The organism is Pseudarthrobacter sp. DSP2-3-2b1, assembly GCF_049895945.1.
Lineage (GTDB): Bacteria > Actinomycetota > Actinomycetes > Actinomycetales > Micrococcaceae > Arthrobacter.
In genome coordinates, this window is the sequence record NZ_JAFCTI010000018.1 from 5,042 (window position 1) to 21,841 (window position 16,800).

The window sequence follows — 16,800 nt, forward strand, 5'->3', positions numbered from 1 at the left end:
CGCGGACCCCGCCTACCCCTCTTTGGCCGACGCTTCGTCCCACCCCCGCCGGCGGGCGGTCACCTTTTCACGCGAAAGGTGACCGCCCGCCGTCGTCCGCGTTCTAGGTGTTCTGGTCCAGGGCTTGCGCGAGGATGTCCAGCAGTTCCCCGTCCACCTGGTCCAAAGACGTGAGACGCACCCGCCGGCCGAAGGCGTCATCGGCGCGGGTCTTCAGGGCTTCGAGGCGTCCCTGGGCGGCGGCATCGAGGCGCAGCGTGACGTCTACCGCGGTGTTGGTGGTCCGGGTGACCTGGGCGAACTTGCGGCGGGCGCTGTGGAGCGAGACGTAGCCCTTCCGCATCTGGATCTCCACACCCTCGGTGGCGGCCGCCCACGCCAGGAGGGCATCGGCGATCGGCCGCAGTTCAGGGTGGTTTACGTACTGGGCGTCAATGAGTTCGTCCGCGTCGCGGAGCATAAAATCCGGGTACCCGAACAGCTCCCACGACACCGCATACTGCGCATAGCCGGTGACGCCGTGTTCGGCGCGCATCCACTCACGGAGCTCTGCATCGTTCTTGAGCCCGGCGGCGCGGGCGCGCTCAGCCCAGTACCCGACGCCGTATCCCGTCTTCCGCTCGAGCAGGGCCTGGTTGCTGTCCACCATGCCCTGCCAGGTCCGGGCGCTTTTCTGCTGTTCGGGGGTTGTAGCCATGCCTCGATGGTAGTGGGCAGCCCCGACAGGGCCGGCCGGCCCGATGGCGGCGGGAAAAAGAATTTCCGCAGCACCCGTAACCTTCCCGGGGCGGCCAGCGATGTAGGAGGTGATTGGTTCCACGGAGCCGGATCTGACTTGTCTTCTAAATTTTGGAGTTTCCCATGCCCCTGTTCACTGTTCTCGCCACCAGCAAAGTCGCCGCCGGAGTATTCGCCGCAGGCGCCCTGGCCGTCGGTGGCACCGGCGTTGCAGCTGTTTCCGGCGCTCTCCCGGACGCCGCCCAGCAGTCGGCCCACGAACTTCTCGGCGCTCCCGCACCGAAGCTGTCCGGCGAAGCCGCCGCCGCGGATGCTGCAGCGGAGGCAGCCGGCGATGCAACCGCCGATGTGAGCACTGAAGCCACCCCTGACGCCTCGGTCAGCGCTGACGCGTCAGTCACCGCTGAGGCTTCGGACGGAAAGGTTGCCGCCGGTGCCGGGACCGCAGCCGCCGCGAAGACCGCAGTTGATGCTGCCGGTGCCGCGTCCCTGGGCCTCTGCACCGCTCTCAGCAATGGCGGCCTGAACGCTTCCTCCGAAGGGTTCTCCTCGCTGGTTGTCAAGGCCGACGGCGAAGCCAACGTTGAGAGCTTCTGCGCCGATGTTGTGGCACAGGCCGGCGCGGCCGCGGCTGCCGAGGGTGCCGCCAACGGTGAAGCCACCGTCGAAGCCGACGCTCCCGCAGTGCCCGCAGTCCCGGCTGTTCCTGCCGTTCCCAGTGTTGATGGCGTGCCGGCAGTCCCCGCTGTTCCTGCCGCACCGGCTGTCCCCGCCGTTCCCGGCGTCGACGTGCCTGACGTTTCGGCCCGCTGACACCTGCTCAGCTAGTGTGGACTGCGGTCATCCGGCTACATGGCCGGATCCCGCAGTCCACATGGCAGCCAGCCAGCAGACCCACAGCAGCAGAGCACACCGTGCCGGAGCTCCCAGCAGCGGAGCACACCGTGCCGGAGCACACCGCGACCAAGACCGGGATGAGCGCGTCCGCTGCCCGGGATGGAGGAGCCGCCGGTGACTGACACCTTGGCCGAAGAAGACATCCAGATATGGGAAGGCACAGCCGAAGCTGATCCGGCTTTGCTGTTCAGCGCTGCCTACCGCGCCTACTCCGGCGCGGTCCTTGGCTACCTCCGGGCGCGCGGCGTGGACGATCCCGAGGCTGTCACCCAGGACGTGTTCCTGGCGTTCTTCCCCAAGATCGGTGACCTGACAGGCGGCTTGCCCGGCGCCAAGTCGCTGCTCTTCTCCATCGCCCACGCCCGGATGGTGGACCACTACCGGCGGGCGGAACGACGCCCGGACTTTTCGCCCTACGACCCCGTGCACGACGCCCGCAGCACCGCCTCCGCCGAGGACCACGTGGTTGGGCAGGATGGGGGAGCAGCGGCCCTGCTCGAAGGCCTGGCCGAGGACCACCGTGAAGTCCTGGCGCTCCGGGTGGTGGCTGACCTGTCCATCGAACAGGTGGCCGGCATCATGGGCAAGTCCCAAGGCGCCATCAAGCAGTTGCAGCGCCGGGCGCTGCAAAACCTCAAGGACCAGACCCTAAGAAGAAACCAGGCACATCATGAGTGACACCGCAGGCTCCCTGGGCAACACCGCAGCTCTGAGTAACGCTGCCGGTTCCAGCAACGCCGCCGGTTCCAGCAACGCCGCCGCCGTTGACGTTCTGCTGTTTGAAGCCGGGATGGACGACGACGGCGGCCTCCGCGCTGCCCTGCTTGAGCTCCGCTCGCTGTCGGCAGGACAGCCCGTGCCCTCCGCTGCGGTTGCCGAACTGATGGTCCCGGCAGAGGTTACCGCTGCGCCCGCCGCGGTTCCGGTTGATGAGCTTGCCGCCCGGCGCCGTGCCAAGCGAAGGATCACCATGACCACCCTCTCGGTGGCAGCATCGCTGGCAGCCGGCGGAGCCGTAGCCGTGGCGTCCGATCAGGGCATCCGCGACACCCTCGGCGCACTGAACCATGCCGTCACGTCCTTCGTGTCCGGGACGGGCGGGGCATCATCGGACCAGGCCGGCAACACGCCGTCGACCGGTCCCTCCCAGCCCGGCGGTGCGCCATCGGTGCAGGTTCCCGGCGCGCCCGCGCTCTCCGGGGAGGACACGACGCCGGCGACTCCACCGGCGTCGGGCGGTGTTAACAGCGGCGCAGGAGTTCCCGCGCCTGCAACGCCGGGCAAGATGCCGCCGTCGGGGTTCACCCTGCCGGACAACCTGGCACCGGGCACCCTGACGCCCGGCCTGCCAGGCGCCGATACCCCAGTGGCCGGCACCCCAGGAGACGGCGGACCCCTCGGTAGCCCCCTCAACGGCCTGCCATTGGACGAGGTGGCGCCGAGCGTTCCAGGGCAGCAGCCATTGCTGCCGCTCCCGGCCACCCCGCCCGCTTCGCCGGCGCCGGGTCAGTAATCAGCGGCGCCCGGCCAGTAATCAGCGCCAGTAATCAGCGGGGCACGCCGTCTGCCGCAGCAGCCCAGACCGGGATACGCCCAGCCAGGGCGTGAACGCGCGTCAGTACCCTGAAGCGGCCGTCCGGATCATGTCTCCGGCTGGGCTCGCCAGGTACCAGACGCTGTTCACGCCCTGCCCGAGGATGTCGCCCGGGTTCGTGTCCTGGGCGAAGTAGTAGAGCGGCAGTCCGTTCAGGGTCACCTGCTTTGCCCCCTCCGGGGTGGCGATGGTCCCCAGCGTTCCGGTGACACCTTCGGCCGAGGGTGTGGCCGCGGTGGTCAGGACCGGTGGCCAGGCGGTCAGGCACGCCGCTGTGCAGGCGCTGGTACCGGAATCCTTCACGTCCTTGGTGAAGTAATAGACGCTCATCCCGGCGGCATCAACCACGATGGTGCCGGCGCTTGAGGGTGCTGTTTTGAGGTCGACGGCGGCTGCCGCTGTGGGCGATGCGGTGCCCGGCGCGGCGGACGTCGCCGCACCCGTCGTGGGTGCCGCAGAGGTCGCCGCCGGGGCCGCGGGAGTCGTGGCTGTGGTGGTTCCGGGGCTGCCGTCGCAGCCGGAAAGTGCGGTTGCGAGGGCCAGCGCGGCAAGTCCGATGCCCAGATGCTTTTTCACGTCAATGCTCCTTGGCTGGGGGCCCGGCGTCGGATCACCGGACGCTAACCGATACGACGCGCACAGGGGAACAATGGTTCACAGTGAACCGATCTCCCTGCGTGGACGTTTGTATCGGCAGGGATGAGGTGGGATTGCGCAGGGATGCATCGGGGACAGGAGGGGGCGGGCATGCCGCTGGATGAGGACGTGGTGGCCGCGATCTACCGCGAACACGGCCCCGCCCTGCGCCGCTTTGTGCTCAGTGCCTCCCGTGACCCGCAACTGGCTGAGGACGTGGTCCAGGAGACCGTGCTCCGCGTCTGGCAGCAGGCCCCGGACATCACCGGCAGCCTGCGCAGCTACCTGTTCAGGACCGCGCGGAACATCATGATCGACAACTACCGTAAGGCCCAGCGACGCCCGGTGGAAGCTTTGGGGCGGGAACCCGTGGACCCGGCCGGCGCCGTCGAACGCGTGGATGAACTGCTCAACCGCGTACTGATGGAGGAAGCGCTGCTGCGGCTCAGCACCGAACACCGCGATGTCCTCGTAGCCCTTCACTACCGCCGGTTCACCGTCAACGAGGCCGCGGTGCAGCTGAACATCCCCACCGGAACCGTGAAGTCGCGGGCGTACTACGCCGTCCGGGCGCTGCGGACAATCCTGGACGAAATGGGGGTGGAGCGGTGAACGCCCCGGATCTGCATCAGCTGCTGGGCGCCTATGTGCTCGGCGGGCTAGACGCCGCTGACCTGCGCCGCTTTGAGGAACATCTCCAGGAATGTGCCGACTGCCAGGACGAACTGGCCGGGCTGGAGCGGCTGCCTGCGCTGCTGGACGCGCTTCCCGTACCCGATGCGGTGGCCCTTACCGGAGGCAGCCGCCCGGCCGCCGCCGTCGAGCCTGGTGGAGCAGTGCCGCGCACGCTTTACGACAAACTCGCCGCCCGTCGTCGTAAAGTACGACGCCGGTGGACGGCTCTGGTGGGCGCCGTCGCCGCCGCGTGCCTCGCCTTGGGAATTGCGGTAGCTCCGATCCTGAACCGGCCGCCCCAGCCGGACGCCAGTTATTCGGTACAGGCTGAGAGTGGCCTGCGGTTCAGTGTTGACCTGGCCCGAAAAACGTGGGGAACGGAGTTGGCCGTCAACGGCAGCAGCATGCCCCTGGACGGTACTTACTCGCTGTGGGTCCGGGACCGCGACGGCGGGGAGGACCGCGCCTGCGCCTGGACCGCTACGCCGAGCGGCCGGATCAGGGTCACCGGGGCCACTCCCGTCCAGCTGGCAAGCATCGCCAGTGTGGAACTCCGTGACGAGGGGCAGAGGGCGGTCGCTGTGATCACGGTTCCCTGATCCGTCGTGCGCTGACGCCACGGCCACGGCCACGGCCACGGCCGCCGGGAACCGCGAAACCCCGGCGTCTGGTGGTGTGCTCCCCTGGTTACTTGTTCATGTTGGCCAGGCGTGCCCGGACCATCATGAACAGGCCGTAGCAGATCAGACCGGCACCAACGGCGGCGAGGAGGTAAGGCCCGAACGGCTGGTCACGCAGCGCATGAAGGCCCCCGTCCAGGCCGGTGGACTCCTCCGGGTGGGCGCGAAGCGTGGCGATGGCGATCAGCATGCCGGTCAGCAGCAGGACGATGCCCTTGGCGACATAGCCCACCACTCCCAGGACGGTGACGGCGGTCCGCGCTTTCGGGGAGGCGGGCATGGCCAGGTTCTTTTCGAAGGACTTCCTGAAGCCCCTCACGGCGTAGATGACCCCCGTGACCGCGATGCCCACGCCCACCAGAACCAGCAGTGCCACACCGCCGGGGGCTTTGATAACGTTCGCCGTCAGATCGCTCGCGGATTGCCGGTTATCGCCGCCGGAGCCGGTGCCCGTGGCGAAGCTGACCAGGGTCAGGGCCAGGGCGGCGAACACCAGGGCCTGGGCCGCGGCTTTGGCCTTCTTGCCGGCTTTTTCCTTGGTGGGCAGCCGGTTGTAATCGAAAATGGCGTCGCTGGCCTGCCAGAGGGCAAGGGCCACGCAGGCCGCGAAGCTGCCCCACAGGAGGAACGGCCCGGCAGGCTGGCTGGAAAGTTCGGAGACAGCTCCACTGAAGTCTGCGTTTCCCGTTCCGCCCATGGCGAGACGGATGGCGATGGCCCCGACCAAAAAATGCAGGATGCCGCTCGCCGCGAATCCCGCCCGTGCCAACAACTCCAGGGTGCGGGAGTTGGTGAAGTCCTCCGCCGCATCCGCGGCCTGCTTTAGTTCTCTTTTGATGGCGGGTTTCCTTTGGGCCAGTTCCTGAACACACGGATTGTTGCCCGTGCGAGCCACCATCGTCCCACGTGGAGCCTGCATCGAACAGGCCGGAGGCAGCCTCGGACCGCACCGGGTCCCGGTCCGCTCTGAGCCAGGTTCCCGTCAGCGCCGGCGGTAGCAGAGGTCGAAAATCAGCCGGCCCGCCTCGTGGGCCTTCGCTTCGAAACTCGTGCGGATCCGGCCCTCGAAGCGTGGAGCCCAGCCGCCGGTTTCATCCACACCTTCATTGGGGCCGGTGTGTTCGGTGCTGACCGGCGCCCGGCCCTCGCGGACAGGAGCACCGCCCACCAGGGATTCGACGCCGGATTGCCATACCTGGGTGAGGGGACTTTCCGGGCCGTGGCGTTCGCCGGTGTGGAGGTTTTCGAAGTCCGCCGAGTCCGCCAGGACGTTCCGGACGTGGACGGCATAGTTGGACCAGTCCGTGGCAATCCGCCAAAGCCCGCCGGGTTTGAGTGCCCGGGCGGCGAGCTGGGCGAACTCCGGCTGGATGAGCCGGCGTTTGTGGTGCCGCGACTTGTGCCAGGGGTCAGGAAAAAACACCCACAGTTCGCTGACCGATCCGGCCGGGAGCATGGTGGCGAGGACTTCAGGAGCGTTGGCCTCCACAACGCGGACGTTGCCCAGTCCGCGGCTGTTGATCTTGATGATGGTGTTCGCCAGTCCCGGGGTGTAAACCTCCACGGCCAGGAAGTCCGTGTCCGGATTCTCCTCGGCGGCGTGGCAGATCGCGTCGCCCAACCCTGACCCGATTTCCACGATCAGTGGCGCCTTGCGGCCGAACTCTGCCTCGGCGTCGAACGTGTAGTCCGGGTGGACCGAGGTGTTGGCGATGTGCCGGGGCACATCCAAGGCCCACCGCTCCGAGTGTTCCTCCCACGCTGTCTGCCGCCGTCCCTGCAGGCGGGTACCGCGGCGCACAAAGCTGACGGGCCTGCCGCCATAGGTACCGAACGACGCCTGGGTTCCGGGGGTCACCGGGCGCGGGACATGCGGAGGCTGGGGGGATTCTGGGGATTCGCTCATCCCTTCCAGAATAGAGGACAGGGACTGACACAATGGGTCGGGTGAGAACAGCTAAGCCCAGCGACGGGCAGGATTTCCAGGTCGACGGCGGGACGGATGACGTCCGTGCGGCCGCCCAGGCTTCCGCCAGCTCGTCCGCCAACCCGTCCGTCAACGCGGCGCAGGCACCGCCGGTGAACAGCAGACGCGCGCTGGCTTACCTGGGACTCTGCCTGGTGCTCATTGGCCTGAACCTCCGGACAGTTTTCTCCAGCTTCGCCGCCGTCCTTCCCGAGGTCACCGCCGGCGCCGGCCTGCCCGGCTGGGCCGTGCTGGCCCTCACCGCCGTCCCCGTGACGCTGCTGGGGGTATTCGCGCCGCTGGCACCGGGGCTGGCCAACCGTTTCGGCGCGGAGCGCGTCCTGTTGGCGGCCATGGCGCTGCTTACTGCCGGTCTGCTGCTCCGGCCCTCGGACCTCAGCGGGCTGGTGCCGGGGGCGGGAAACCTGCCGGCGTTGCTGGTGGGCACAGCTGCCTGCGGTGCTGCGGTGGCACTGTGCAACGTCCTGCTTCCGGGGCTGGTGAAGCGGGATTTCCCGCACCGGCTGGGGCTGATGGGCGGGCTGTACACCACCGCGATCTGCGCCTCCGCCGCACTAGGGGCCGGGTTCACGTACCCCGTCTTCACGGCGACGGGGGAGTGGACTGCGGCGCTGTGGTTCTGGGCGCTGCCCGCCGTCGTCGTCCTATTACTGTTCCTCCCCGTGGCCCTCGCCCAGCACCCCGTGCGGCGCCGCACCGCCAAAGACGGCGTCAGCGTGTGGCGGTCCGCGGTGGCCTGGCAGGTGACCATCTTCATGATGCTGCAGGCCATGATGTCGTTCAGCGTGTTTGCGTGGCTCGCCCCGATCCTGCGCGAACGCGGCGTGGACGGGGCGACGGCGGGCGTGATGGTGTCCGTTTCCATCGCCCTGCAGATGCTGGGCTCGCTGTTCGCGCCCGCGCTCGCGGCGAGGTTCCGGGACCAGCGCGCCATCAACACGGTGGTGGCGCTGATGACCGGCGGCGGATTCGCGCTCAGCATCTTCGGCCCGCTGGAGCTGATCTGGGTGTGGACCGGCCTGCTGGGGCTGGGGCAGGGAAGCCTCACGGCCGTGGCGCTGACCATGATCATGCTGCGGACCCGCGACGGCAACACGGCCTCGCACCTTTCCGGCATGATGCAGGGCGTGGGATACGGTGTGGGCTCCACCGGGACGCTGCTGGTGGGGCTGCTGCACCAGGCCACGGGATCCTTCGCCGCCGCCGGTGTGCTGTTCCTCTGCATTGGTGCGCTGGCCGCGGTCTTTGGTTACCGCGCCGGCCGTAGGCGATACATCGGGGGCTGAACCCAGTCGCTTCTGCTGGGCCTGCTGGACCGCAATCCGTTGCCGAAACGTTGCAATCGCGCGCCCGGAATCCGTTGACAGAGTGTGAGCTGCGCCATAGATTTGCCGTAACCTGAATCGCCTTTCAGGTTCACTCCAGATTCTTATCCCAGATCCACTGCTCAGTTTCCGCGGATTTCAACGAAAGGCATCCCGTGAAGGATACAAAGAGGTTCCTGCTGGCCGCCGTTATGGCCACGGGGCTGGCCCTCAGCGCCTGTGCGCCCACCACCGGCTCAGCCACCCCGGCCGCCTCCGGCAGTGCCGGCGCCACCACCGCCGCGGAACCGGTGGACGTGGGCATCATCTACTCCAAGACCGGCCCGCTCGCCGCCTACGGCGCCACCTACTACGAGGGCCTGCAGGCAGGCATCGAGCACGCCACGGACGGGACCGGCGCAGTCAATGGCGCCAAGATCAATCTGACATACGTGGACGATGGCGGCGATCCGGACAAGGCCGTCACCGCAGCGAAGGACCTGATCGGCAAGGGCTACAAAATCATCGGCGGCACCGTGGTTTCCGGTATCGCCCTGAAGCTGGCCGAACAGGCAGCGCAGAACAAGGTCCTGTACATTTCCGGCCCCGCCGCCACTGATGCCATCCAGGGCATCAACAAGTACACATTCCGCTCCGGCCGCCAGAGCCTGCAGGATGTGGCCACGGCCGGCTCCTTCATCGACACCAAGGGCAAGAAGGTGGTGGTGTTCGCGCAGGACAACGCCTTCGGCCAGGGCAACGTGGCCGCCGTCAAGGCCGTCCTCGGTGCCAAGGGCGCCACGGTTGAGGCCGTGCTCGTCCCGGACGGACAGGAACTCACCCCCTTCGCCCGCCAGCTCATCGACGCCAAGCCGGACATGACGTTCGTGGCCTGGGCCGGGGCTACCTCGGGCACCATGTGGCAGACCCTCAGCCAGCAGGGAGCGTTCGATATCGCTCCGGTGGTCACCGGACTCGGCGACGCCGCCACGTTCGGTGCGTACGGTGAGGCCACGGGCAAGATCAGCTTCCTGAACCACTACTTCCCGGGCGCCTCAGGTACCGAAGTGGAGAAGAAGATGATTGCCGCCGTCGAAAAGGCAGGCGCAAAGGCTGACCTCTTCACCCCGGACGGCTTCGTTGCCGGCCAGATGATTGTCCAGGCCATCAAGGAAGGCGGCTCCGACGCCGACGCCATGGTCAAGGCACTCGAAGGCTTCAGCTTCGACGGCCCCAAGGGCAAGGTGACGGTCCGGGCCTCGGATCACGCCCTGATCCAGGACATGTACCAGGTCAAGCTCGTCCAGAACGGCGCAGCCTGGAGCCCGGAACTGGTCAAGGTGGTTGCCGGCGATCAGGTCGCACCGCCCGAAAAGAAGTAGAAGAGGCCAACGAATGGTTGCTCCAGCCCTGCCTGCCCTCGCGGTGGACGGCCTCGGTCTGCAGATCGGCGGAGCCCGCATCCTCCAGGATGTGAGCTTCGCCGTGGCCGCCGGCGAAATGGTGGGCGTCATCGGCCCCAACGGCGCCGGCAAGACCACCCTGTTCAACCTGATCTCGGGCGTGATGCGGCCCACCGAAGGCAGCATCACCCTGAACGGCAGCGAGATCACGGCCACGCCGGTCCACCGCAGGGCCAAAGCAGGGCTGGGGCGGACCTTCCAGACCTCCAACCTGTTTCCCCGGCTCAGCGTGCTGGAGAACGTCCGGCTCGCCGCGCAGGCGAAAATCGGCGGCAGCTTCAGCATCCTGCGCTTCCCCTCGGCCTCCGATGAGGCCACCCGGATTGCGCTGGGCACCATCAAGGAAGTGGGGCTTTCCGGCCAGCTGACGACGGCGGCGGGGGACCTTTCCCACGGCGAGAAGCGGAAGGTGGAAATCGCCGTCCTCCTGGCGACGGATCCCGCCGTCGTCCTCCTTGATGAGCCGATGGCCGGCGTCGCGTCCGGGGACGTTCCGTCCTTGAGCGCGATCATCCGCGGGATGCACCGCGACCGCGGCTGCACCGTGATGATGGTGGAGCACCACATGGACGTGGTCCTGGGGCTGGTGGACCGGGTGGCGGTCATGCACCACGGCAGCCTGCTCGCGCTGGACAGCCCGGAGGCCGTGATGGCCGATCCGACCGTACAAAGCGCCTACCTTGGAGAACCCGTATGAGCGCCATAGCCCAACCCCGTCCCATCCTTCGGGTTGAGGGTCTTAACGCCCACATCGCCGGCCAGCAGGTGGTGGAGGACGTTTCCTTCACGGTTCCGGCAACCGGAATCACCGCCCTGCTGGGGCGCAACGGCGTGGGCAAGACCAGCACCATCAAGGCCATCATCGGCCTGATCGACCGCACGGGAACCGTTGAACTGGACGGCGTCCGGGTCGAAAAGGAGCCCACCTACAAGATCATCCGCAGCGGCGTGGGCTACGTCCCGGAGGACCGCGAAGTGTTCTCCAAACTCACTGTCGCGGAGAACCTCCGCCTGGCGGAACGTGACGCCGCACCGCGCAGGCAGCTCGTCGAGGAGCTTTTCCCTGACCTGCTGGCCCGCGCCGGCCAGATGGCGGGCACCCTCTCCGGCGGCCAGCAGCAGATGGTGTCGCTGGCCCGGGCCCTGCTGAACACCAACAAGATCCTCCTCGTGGACGAACCCACCAAGGGCCTGGCCCCGAAGATCGTGGCCGAGGTGGCCGAAACACTCGCGGAGGCTGCCAAGACCGTTCCCATTCTCCTGGTGGAGCAGAACCTGCACGTGGTCCGCCAACTCGCGGAAGGCGCAGTTGTCCTGTCCGGCGGCAGGGTGGTCCACACCGGCAGCGCCCTCGGTTTCCTTGACGACGCCGAGCTGACGCAACGTTTGCTGGGCGTCTCGGCCGAGGTCACCTCCCACGAGGCTGCACCTCACGAGGCTGCACCTCACCAGAAAGGCGCGGCCCTGTGAGCACCGTCGTCCTCCTGCTCTTCACCGGCCTGGGCCTCGGCGCCCTGTACTTCCTGGTGGCCGCCGGACTGTCCCTGATCTACGGGCTGATGGGCGTCCTCAACTTCGCTCACGGCGCGTTCCTCACCCTCGGCGCCTTCACCGGCTGGGAAATCGCCCGCCGCACCGGCTCGGACAGCTGGGGGACCTTCCTGCTCTCGCTGCTGGTGGGAGCCGCGGCCGGGGCCCTGTTCGCCGTGTTCACCGAATTTGTCCTGATCCGCCGGCTCTATCAGCGGCACATCGAGCAGGTCCTCATAACGGTGGGCCTCTCGCTTGCCGCTGTTGCACTCTTCGACGGCATCTGGGGCACCGATCCGGTCTTCATCCAGGGTCCGGCATGGTTCAAGGACACCACTGAAATCCTCGGCGCCCGTGTCCCGAACGACCGGTTTGTCTGCATCATCGCCGCGGTCCTGGTGCTGCTTGCCATGGTGTTTTTCCTCAAGAACACGCGGTACGGCATGATCATCCGGGCCGGCGTCGAAAACCGCTCCATGGTCACCGCCCTGGGCATCGACGTCCGCAAAGCCTTTACCCTCGTCTTCACCATCGGCGGCGCCGCGGCCGGGCTGGGCGGAGTCCTTGCCTCGCATTACTTCGGCTACGTCTCGCCGATGCTGGGCGGATCGCTGCTGATCTTCGCCTTCATCGTCACCGTGATCGGCGGGCTCGGTTCCCTGACCGGCGCGGCGATTGCCGCCGTCGGGGTGGCTGTCCTGCAGCAGTTCGCCAACTTCTACCTCGGCGGCACCGGTGACTTTGTTGTGGTGCTGGCCCTTGCGCTGGTGCTGCTGTTCCGTCCGTCCGGCCTGCTCGGGAGAACCTCATGACCACCGATACCGACGCCACTGACGCAACCGGCGCAGCGCATGCAGCCGGCCCCACGGCGCTCGGCGCCCCTGAAGACAAGAGGACGACGGCGGCCGCGCACGGAAGCCGCCACGGTTCCAGTCCCGCCGGTGCCCCCGCCCGTCCCCGCCTGACCCGCCGCCGGTTGGTTGGCGCCGCAGCCGGCCTCGCCGGGGTGGTGCTGCTGGTCCTGCTCCCGCTGCTGAACCTGTCCCTGCCAGGGGTGCTGCCCGGCCCCACCTACACGCCCGGGTCCCTGCAGCTGCTGGCGATGTGCATGCTGATGGCCGCCGCGGCTTTGACCTACCACCTGCTGCTCGGGGTGGCCGGCCTGCTCTCCTTCGGCCATGCCCTCTACTTCGGCGCGGGCGTCTACGGCCTGGCCATCATCCTGCAGAACCTCGACATTCCGCTGCTTCCGGCGATGGGGCTGACCCTCCTGGTGGTTATTGTGCTGGCGCATGTGGTGGGCAGCATCAGCCTGCGGGTCAGCGGCATACCGTTCGCCATGGTCACACTGGCTTTCGCCCAGGCAGGTTCCGTGGTGGTGGGCCGCAACCCGGAGGGCATCACCGGCGGCGACGAAGGCCTGACGCTGCGAACCGATAACCTGCCGGACTTCCTGGTGGGGGTGGTCAACACCCGGAACCTCTACTGGCTGGCGCTGGCCGTGCTGGTGGCCGTGTTCATCGTGGTCACCTGGGTGCAGTCCTCCCGCGCCGGCCATGTGGCTGCGGCCGTCCGTGAAAACGAACTGCGCGTCCGCGTGCTTGGCCTGCAGCCCTACCTCATCAAGCTGCTGATCTTCGTGGTCTCGGCTGTCCTGGTCAGCATCATCGGCATGGTGTTCCTGCTGCTGCAGAGCGGGGCCGTGCCGCGGGCCGTCTCCGCCGATCTCACCATCACCCTGCTGGTCATGGTGGTCCTGGGCGGTGTCGGCTCCCGCTGGGGCGCCGTCATCGGCGGCGTTTTCTACACCATCCTCGATCAGCGCCTGACCACCCTCGCCAATTCCGATGCCATTGATGCGCTGCCCGACATCCTGCGCGTACCGTTGTCAGAGCCGCTTTTCATCCTGGGCACGCTGTTTATCCTGGTGGTGCTCTTCCTGCCCGGTGGCCTGACGGGCACCGCCCAGCGGCTCGCCCGGCGCCGCAGCCGGCGTACCGAGAAGTCCCGCGAGATCCTGGAGGAGGCGGCATGACCACCGCTGACGGACTGCACACCCTGGGCCGCTGGACCACTGACCGCAGCCTCGCCACCCCCCACAGGATCGCCATCGACGACCGTGGCTGCACCCTCACGTACGGCGAGCTGGAACGGCGGGCTGCCGGCCTGGCCGCGGGCCTGCGGGCCGCCGGATACGTCACCGGTGACCGGATAGCCACCCTCACCGGCAACAGCTCCGACCATGTGGTGGTCTTTTTCGCCTGCGCCAAGGCCGGGCTCGTCCTGGTGCCGCTGTCCTGGCGCCTGTCGCCCCATGAGCTGTCCGCGCAGCTCGGATTGGCGGACGCCCAGCTCCTGCTGGTGGAAGGCGATCTGGACGCCTTGGCCGCCGCCACCTGCTCGCTCCTGCCCCAGCCGCCGCGGACCGCGGCGCTCGGGCCCGGCGGCGTCGAAAAATCCGTGCCGGCGCCTTCCCGGGTAGCCCGGGCCGCGGCGGCGGCGCGCCCGGCAGAAGTCGTGTCCCCGGTGGCAGGGCGGGAAGTGCACGACGACGACGCCCTCCTGATGATCTTCACCTCCGGCACGGAGGGGGCCAGCAAGGCCGCCGTACTGACGCACGCCAACTGTTTCTGGACGAACCTCTCGCTCTCGCGGACCCTGGACATCGTCAGTACCGACGTCGTTCTGGCCGTGCTGCCCCAATTCCATGTGGGCGGTTGGAACATCCAGCCGCTCCTGGCGTGGTGGACGGGCGCCACCGTGGTTTTGGAGCGCGGCTTCGAACCGGGCCGGGTGCTGCAGCTGATCCCGGAACGGCGCGTGACCATGCTGATGGGCGTCCCCACGCATTACCTGATGCTGGCCGAACACCCGGACTTCGGCCAGGCCGAACTGGGGAGCTTGCGGCATGCCGTGGTGGGCGGGGCGCCCATGCCGGCGCCGCTGCTGCGGATCTGGCACCGCCGGGGAGTTGCCTTGAGCCAGGGTTACGGGCTCACGGAGGCCTCGCCCAACGTCCTGTGCCTGGCGAATGAGGACGCCGAACGCATGGTGGGCTTCTCCGGGAAGCCCTACCCGCACGTCGCGGTTGCGGTGGCGGACCCAGTCACCGGGGAAGTGTACGACGGCGAGGCCACGGGCGAGCTTTTAGTGGGCGGCCCGGGTGTTTTCGCGGGGTACTTCCGCGACCCCGCCGCCACGGCCGCCGTCCTCGCTGACGGCTGGCTGCGCACCGGGGATCTGGTGGAACGTGACGCCGACGGGTACATCCGGGTGGTGGACCGGCTCAAGGACATCTACATTTCCGGCGGCGAAAACGTGTCACCGGCCGAAGTGGAAGCAGTCCTGCTGTCCCACCCTGCCGTGGCGCAGGCCGCAGTGGTGGGAGTGGAGGACGAACGCTGGGGCGAAAGCGGGCACGCCTTTGTGGTGGTCCGGCCCGGCATGGCAACGGATGAGCAGGAGCTGCTGCTGCACTGTGCCTCCCAGCTCTCCTCGTTCAAGGTCCCCGCCGCGGTGGCGATGGTGAGTTCGCTGCCCCGGACGGCACTGAACAAAGTGCTCCGCGCCAGGCTGCGGCAGGAGCTGCTGCGAGCGGAACCGACCCCGGGCAACCCGGCCACCCGGCAGCAGGCGCCGCCACAGCACGCGCCGCGGCAGCACACGGAAGGCGGCCGCAGATGAGTGCCGTTCCCCGCACCGCCAGGGGCACGCGCACCCGGGCCAAACTGCTCGAGGCGGCAGAGACAGTCTTCGCCTCCGTGGGCTACCACGAGGCCTCTATCGTGAAGATCACGGAGGAGGCCGGCGTCGGGCTTGGCACCTTCTACCTTTACTTCGACGGCAAACAGACCATTTTTGACGAGGTGGTGGAGGACCTCAACCGGAGGGTCCGGCACGCCATGACCGATGCCGCCCGCAGCGCCGGGACCAGGCTCGAGGCCGAACGGGCGGGTTTCCGGGCGTTTTTCCGGTTCACGGCCCAGCACCCGGCGCTCTACCGGATTATCCGGCAGGCCGAGTTCGTCTCGCCCGGGGCACTGCGGCTGCACTACACGCGGATCGTGAACGGCTACATCGAAGGGCTCAAAGCCGCGCAGCTCAGCGGGGAGGTCCGGGACATGGACCCCACCGTGGCGGCGTGGGCGCTGATGGGCATTGGGGAGCTGATCGGCATGCGCTGGGTGCTCTGGGACGAGGAAGGCGCGGACCCCGTCCCGGGGGCACGCCCGGATGTTCCGGAGGACGTCTTCGAGGAAATGATGCAGTTCATCGAGCGTGCGCTCGCGCCCGCTCCAAGCGCGGCGCCCGCACCAAGCCCCACCCCCAGTTCTTCCCGGCCCGATGAAGGGGAAAGCGCATGACGCGAGAAGCCAGCAACGCCACGTACCGCACGGCCGGGGTCGAAGTCCGCGGCGGCACCCTGCACACAGCAGTCTGGGGTCCCGAGGATCCGGACGCGCCCACCATCCTGGCCGTCCACGGCGTGACGGCCTCGCATAAGGCGTGGCACTACCTGGCCGAGGCGCTGCCTGACGTGCGGATCATCGCCCCGGACCTGCGGGGACGGGGCCGGAGCAACGGGCTTCCCGCGCCCTACGGCATGCCCACCCACGCCCAGGACCTGGCCGCAGTGCTGGCGAGGTTCACTCCGGAGCCGGTGGTCGTCGTCGGCCATTCCATGGGCGCCTTCGCGGCCCTGGTCCTGGCGAATCTTTTTCCGGAGCGCGTGCGATCGCTGGTCCTGGTGGACGGCGGCCTGCCGCTCCAGGTTCCGGCCGGAATCTCGGACGAGGAGGTGGTGGCTGCGGTGCTGGGCCCTGCCGCCGAACGGCTCAACTCAACATTCCCCAGCCGCGAGGTGTACCGGCAGTTCTGGCGCCAGCACCCGGCGTTCAGCAGCGACTGGACCCCGTTCGTGGAGGACTACGTGGATTACGATCTGACGGGCGAGGAGCCCGAGCTGCGGCCAGCCACGAGGTACCAGGCGATGGCCGAGGATACCGCCGAGCTGCACCGGGGCGCGTCGCTGCTCAAGGCCCTGGACGAACTCGCCGTTGATGCCCAGGTGCTCCGGGCTCCACGGGGACTGCTGAATGAACCTGCCGCCCTGTACGCGCCCGGGTACCTTGAGGCGTGGGCGCTGAAGCTGCCCTCACTCAGGGTCCGTGAGGTGCCGGACGTCAACCATTACACGATCGTCATGGGCGAGGCCGGCGCCGGCGCTGTTGCCGAAAGCGTGCAGGAAGCGCTGGCAATCCGGTAGCGCGCATGATTCGATTCACCTTGTGAGAAA

Annotated in this window: 18 protein-coding genes; 14 read left to right on the forward strand and 4 right to left on the reverse strand. The window is 68.1% G+C overall.

The genetic code is table 11. From position 1 onward, the window contains the following. Positions 1–103 precede the first annotated feature (103 nt). Complete coding sequence (locus tag ACP7AX_RS17705; protein ID WP_426228318.1) at positions 104–697, reverse strand: DUF5655 domain-containing protein; 594 nt, start codon at positions 695–697, stop codon at positions 104–106. 164 nt (positions 698–861) lie between these two features. Here ACP7AX_RS17705 and ACP7AX_RS17710 point away from each other — a divergent pair, with 164 nt between their 5' ends. From ACP7AX_RS17710 to ACP7AX_RS17720, 3 genes are all read left to right on the forward strand, one after another. Continuing rightward, positions 862–1,551: a protein tyrosine phosphatase gene (locus ACP7AX_RS17710; RefSeq protein WP_426228320.1), complete on the forward strand. Its 690-nt coding sequence runs from the start codon at positions 862–864 to the stop codon at positions 1,549–1,551. Between the two features lie 198 nt (positions 1,552–1,749). Next, positions 1,750–2,313: an RNA polymerase sigma factor gene (locus ACP7AX_RS17715; RefSeq protein WP_426228322.1), complete on the forward strand. Its 564-nt coding sequence runs from the start codon at positions 1,750–1,752 to the stop codon at positions 2,311–2,313. Next, positions 2,306–3,148 carry a hypothetical protein gene (locus ACP7AX_RS17720; RefSeq protein WP_426228324.1) on the forward strand — a complete coding sequence of 281 codons (843 nt, stop codon included), beginning with the start codon at positions 2,306–2,308 and terminating at the stop codon, positions 3,146–3,148. Before ACP7AX_RS17715 ends, ACP7AX_RS17720 begins: the two co-directional genes overlap by 8 nt. A 102-nt stretch (positions 3,149–3,250) precedes the next feature. Here ACP7AX_RS17720 and ACP7AX_RS17725 read toward each other — a convergent pair whose 3' ends face one another. Further along, complete coding sequence (locus ACP7AX_RS17725) at positions 3,251–3,805, reverse strand: COG4315 family predicted lipoprotein (RefSeq protein WP_426228326.1); 555 nt, start codon at positions 3,803–3,805, stop codon at positions 3,251–3,253. 171 nt (positions 3,806–3,976) lie between these two features. On the opposite strand from ACP7AX_RS17725, the gene ACP7AX_RS17730 reads away from it, so the two are divergent. Beyond that, complete coding sequence (locus ACP7AX_RS17730) at positions 3,977–4,477, forward strand: sigma-70 family RNA polymerase sigma factor (protein ID WP_426228328.1); 501 nt, start codon at positions 3,977–3,979, stop codon at positions 4,475–4,477. Next, a complete protein-coding gene (locus tag ACP7AX_RS17735; protein ID WP_426228330.1) occupies positions 4,474–5,139 on the forward strand; it encodes an anti-sigma factor family protein in 666 nt (221 codons plus the stop codon). The genes ACP7AX_RS17730 and ACP7AX_RS17735 overlap by 4 nt, the downstream gene beginning before the upstream one ends. An 88-nt stretch (positions 5,140–5,227) precedes the next feature. On the opposite strand, the gene ACP7AX_RS17740 is transcribed toward ACP7AX_RS17735, so the two are convergent. Beyond that, positions 5,228–6,118, reverse strand: coding sequence for a DUF1206 domain-containing protein (locus ACP7AX_RS17740; RefSeq protein ID WP_426228332.1), 891 nt, complete (start codon positions 6,116–6,118; stop codon positions 5,228–5,230). An 84-nt stretch (positions 6,119–6,202) separates the two neighbouring features. Further along, the gene (gene trmB / locus ACP7AX_RS17745) at positions 6,203–7,126 is read right to left on the reverse strand and encodes a tRNA (guanosine(46)-N7)-methyltransferase TrmB (RefSeq protein WP_426228334.1); all 924 of its coding nucleotides are present in this window, start codon (positions 7,124–7,126) and stop codon (positions 6,203–6,205) included. A gap of 173 nt (positions 7,127–7,299) precedes the next feature. On the opposite strand from trmB, the gene ACP7AX_RS17750 reads away from it, so the two are divergent. The 9 genes from ACP7AX_RS17750 to ACP7AX_RS17790 all read left to right on the forward strand — a co-directional run bounded on the left by ACP7AX_RS17750 (position 7,300) and on the right by ACP7AX_RS17790 (position 16,770). Continuing rightward, positions 7,300–8,493: an MFS transporter gene (locus ACP7AX_RS17750; RefSeq protein ID WP_426228424.1), complete on the forward strand. Its 1,194-nt coding sequence runs from the start codon at positions 7,300–7,302 to the stop codon at positions 8,491–8,493. A 194-nt stretch (positions 8,494–8,687) separates the two neighbouring features. Further along, positions 8,688–9,893: a substrate-binding domain-containing protein gene (locus ACP7AX_RS17755; RefSeq protein ID WP_426228336.1), complete on the forward strand. Its 1,206-nt coding sequence runs from the start codon at positions 8,688–8,690 to the stop codon at positions 9,891–9,893. 13 nt (positions 9,894–9,906) lie between these two features. Beyond that, entirely contained in the window at positions 9,907–10,671 is a 765-nt protein-coding gene (locus ACP7AX_RS17760) for an ATP-binding cassette domain-containing protein (RefSeq protein ID WP_131683196.1), read from the forward strand. Beyond that, positions 10,668–11,444 (forward strand): ABC transporter ATP-binding protein, encoded by a 777-nt coding sequence (locus ACP7AX_RS17765; protein WP_426228338.1) that lies wholly within the window; start codon positions 10,668–10,670, stop codon positions 11,442–11,444. Before ACP7AX_RS17760 ends, ACP7AX_RS17765 begins: the two co-directional genes overlap by 4 nt. Beyond that, positions 11,441–12,316, forward strand: a complete 876-nt coding sequence (locus tag ACP7AX_RS17770; protein ID WP_426228340.1) for a branched-chain amino acid ABC transporter permease — start codon at positions 11,441–11,443, stop codon at positions 12,314–12,316. Before ACP7AX_RS17765 ends, ACP7AX_RS17770 begins: the two co-directional genes overlap by 4 nt. Further along, positions 12,313–13,539 carry a branched-chain amino acid ABC transporter permease gene (locus ACP7AX_RS17775; RefSeq protein ID WP_426228342.1) on the forward strand — a complete coding sequence of 409 codons (1,227 nt, stop codon included), beginning with the start codon at positions 12,313–12,315 and terminating at the stop codon, positions 13,537–13,539. The genes ACP7AX_RS17770 and ACP7AX_RS17775 overlap by 4 nt, the downstream gene beginning before the upstream one ends. Beyond that, complete coding sequence (locus tag ACP7AX_RS17780) at positions 13,536–15,188, forward strand: class I adenylate-forming enzyme family protein (RefSeq protein ID WP_426228344.1); 1,653 nt, start codon at positions 13,536–13,538, stop codon at positions 15,186–15,188. The genes ACP7AX_RS17775 and ACP7AX_RS17780 overlap by 4 nt, the downstream gene beginning before the upstream one ends. After that, a complete protein-coding gene (locus tag ACP7AX_RS17785; RefSeq protein WP_426228346.1) occupies positions 15,185–15,868 on the forward strand; it encodes a TetR/AcrR family transcriptional regulator in 684 nt (227 codons plus the stop codon). Before ACP7AX_RS17780 ends, ACP7AX_RS17785 begins: the two co-directional genes overlap by 4 nt. Beyond that, the gene (locus ACP7AX_RS17790; protein WP_426228348.1) at positions 15,865–16,770 is read left to right on the forward strand and encodes an alpha/beta hydrolase; all 906 of its coding nucleotides are present in this window, start codon (positions 15,865–15,867) and stop codon (positions 16,768–16,770) included. The genes ACP7AX_RS17785 and ACP7AX_RS17790 overlap by 4 nt, the downstream gene beginning before the upstream one ends. The last annotated feature ends 30 nt before the right edge of the window (positions 16,771–16,800 follow it).

Excerpts from the sequence above, each read along its gene's own strand:
- ACP7AX_RS17705 (WP_426228318.1), bottom strand. The coding sequence starts at position 697 with ATGGCTACAACCCCCGAACAGCAGAAAAGCGCCCGGACCTGGCAGGGC.
- ACP7AX_RS17710 (WP_426228320.1), top strand. The coding sequence starts at position 862 with ATGCCCCTGTTCACTGTTCTCGCCACCAGCAAAGTCGCCGCCGGAGTA.
- ACP7AX_RS17720 (WP_426228324.1), top strand. The coding sequence starts at position 2,306 with ATGAGTGACACCGCAGGCTCCCTGGGCAACACCGCAGCTCTGAGTAAC.
- ACP7AX_RS17730 (WP_426228328.1), top strand. The coding sequence starts at position 3,977 with ATGCCGCTGGATGAGGACGTGGTGGCCGCGATCTACCGCGAACACGGC.
- ACP7AX_RS17740 (WP_426228332.1), bottom strand. The coding sequence starts at position 6,118 with ATGGTGGCTCGCACGGGCAACAATCCGTGTGTTCAGGAACTGGCCCAA.
- trmB (WP_426228334.1), bottom strand. The coding sequence starts at position 7,126 with ATGAGCGAATCCCCAGAATCCCCCCAGCCTCCGCATGTCCCGCGCCCG.
- ACP7AX_RS17760 (WP_131683196.1), top strand. The coding sequence starts at position 9,907 with ATGGTTGCTCCAGCCCTGCCTGCCCTCGCGGTGGACGGCCTCGGTCTG.
- ACP7AX_RS17765 (WP_426228338.1), top strand. The coding sequence starts at position 10,668 with ATGAGCGCCATAGCCCAACCCCGTCCCATCCTTCGGGTTGAGGGTCTT.
- ACP7AX_RS17775 (WP_426228342.1), top strand. The coding sequence starts at position 12,313 with ATGACCACCGATACCGACGCCACTGACGCAACCGGCGCAGCGCATGCA.
- ACP7AX_RS17780 (WP_426228344.1), top strand. The coding sequence starts at position 13,536 with ATGACCACCGCTGACGGACTGCACACCCTGGGCCGCTGGACCACTGAC.
- ACP7AX_RS17785 (WP_426228346.1), top strand. The coding sequence starts at position 15,185 with ATGAGTGCCGTTCCCCGCACCGCCAGGGGCACGCGCACCCGGGCCAAA.
- ACP7AX_RS17790 (WP_426228348.1), top strand. The coding sequence starts at position 15,865 with ATGACGCGAGAAGCCAGCAACGCCACGTACCGCACGGCCGGGGTCGAA.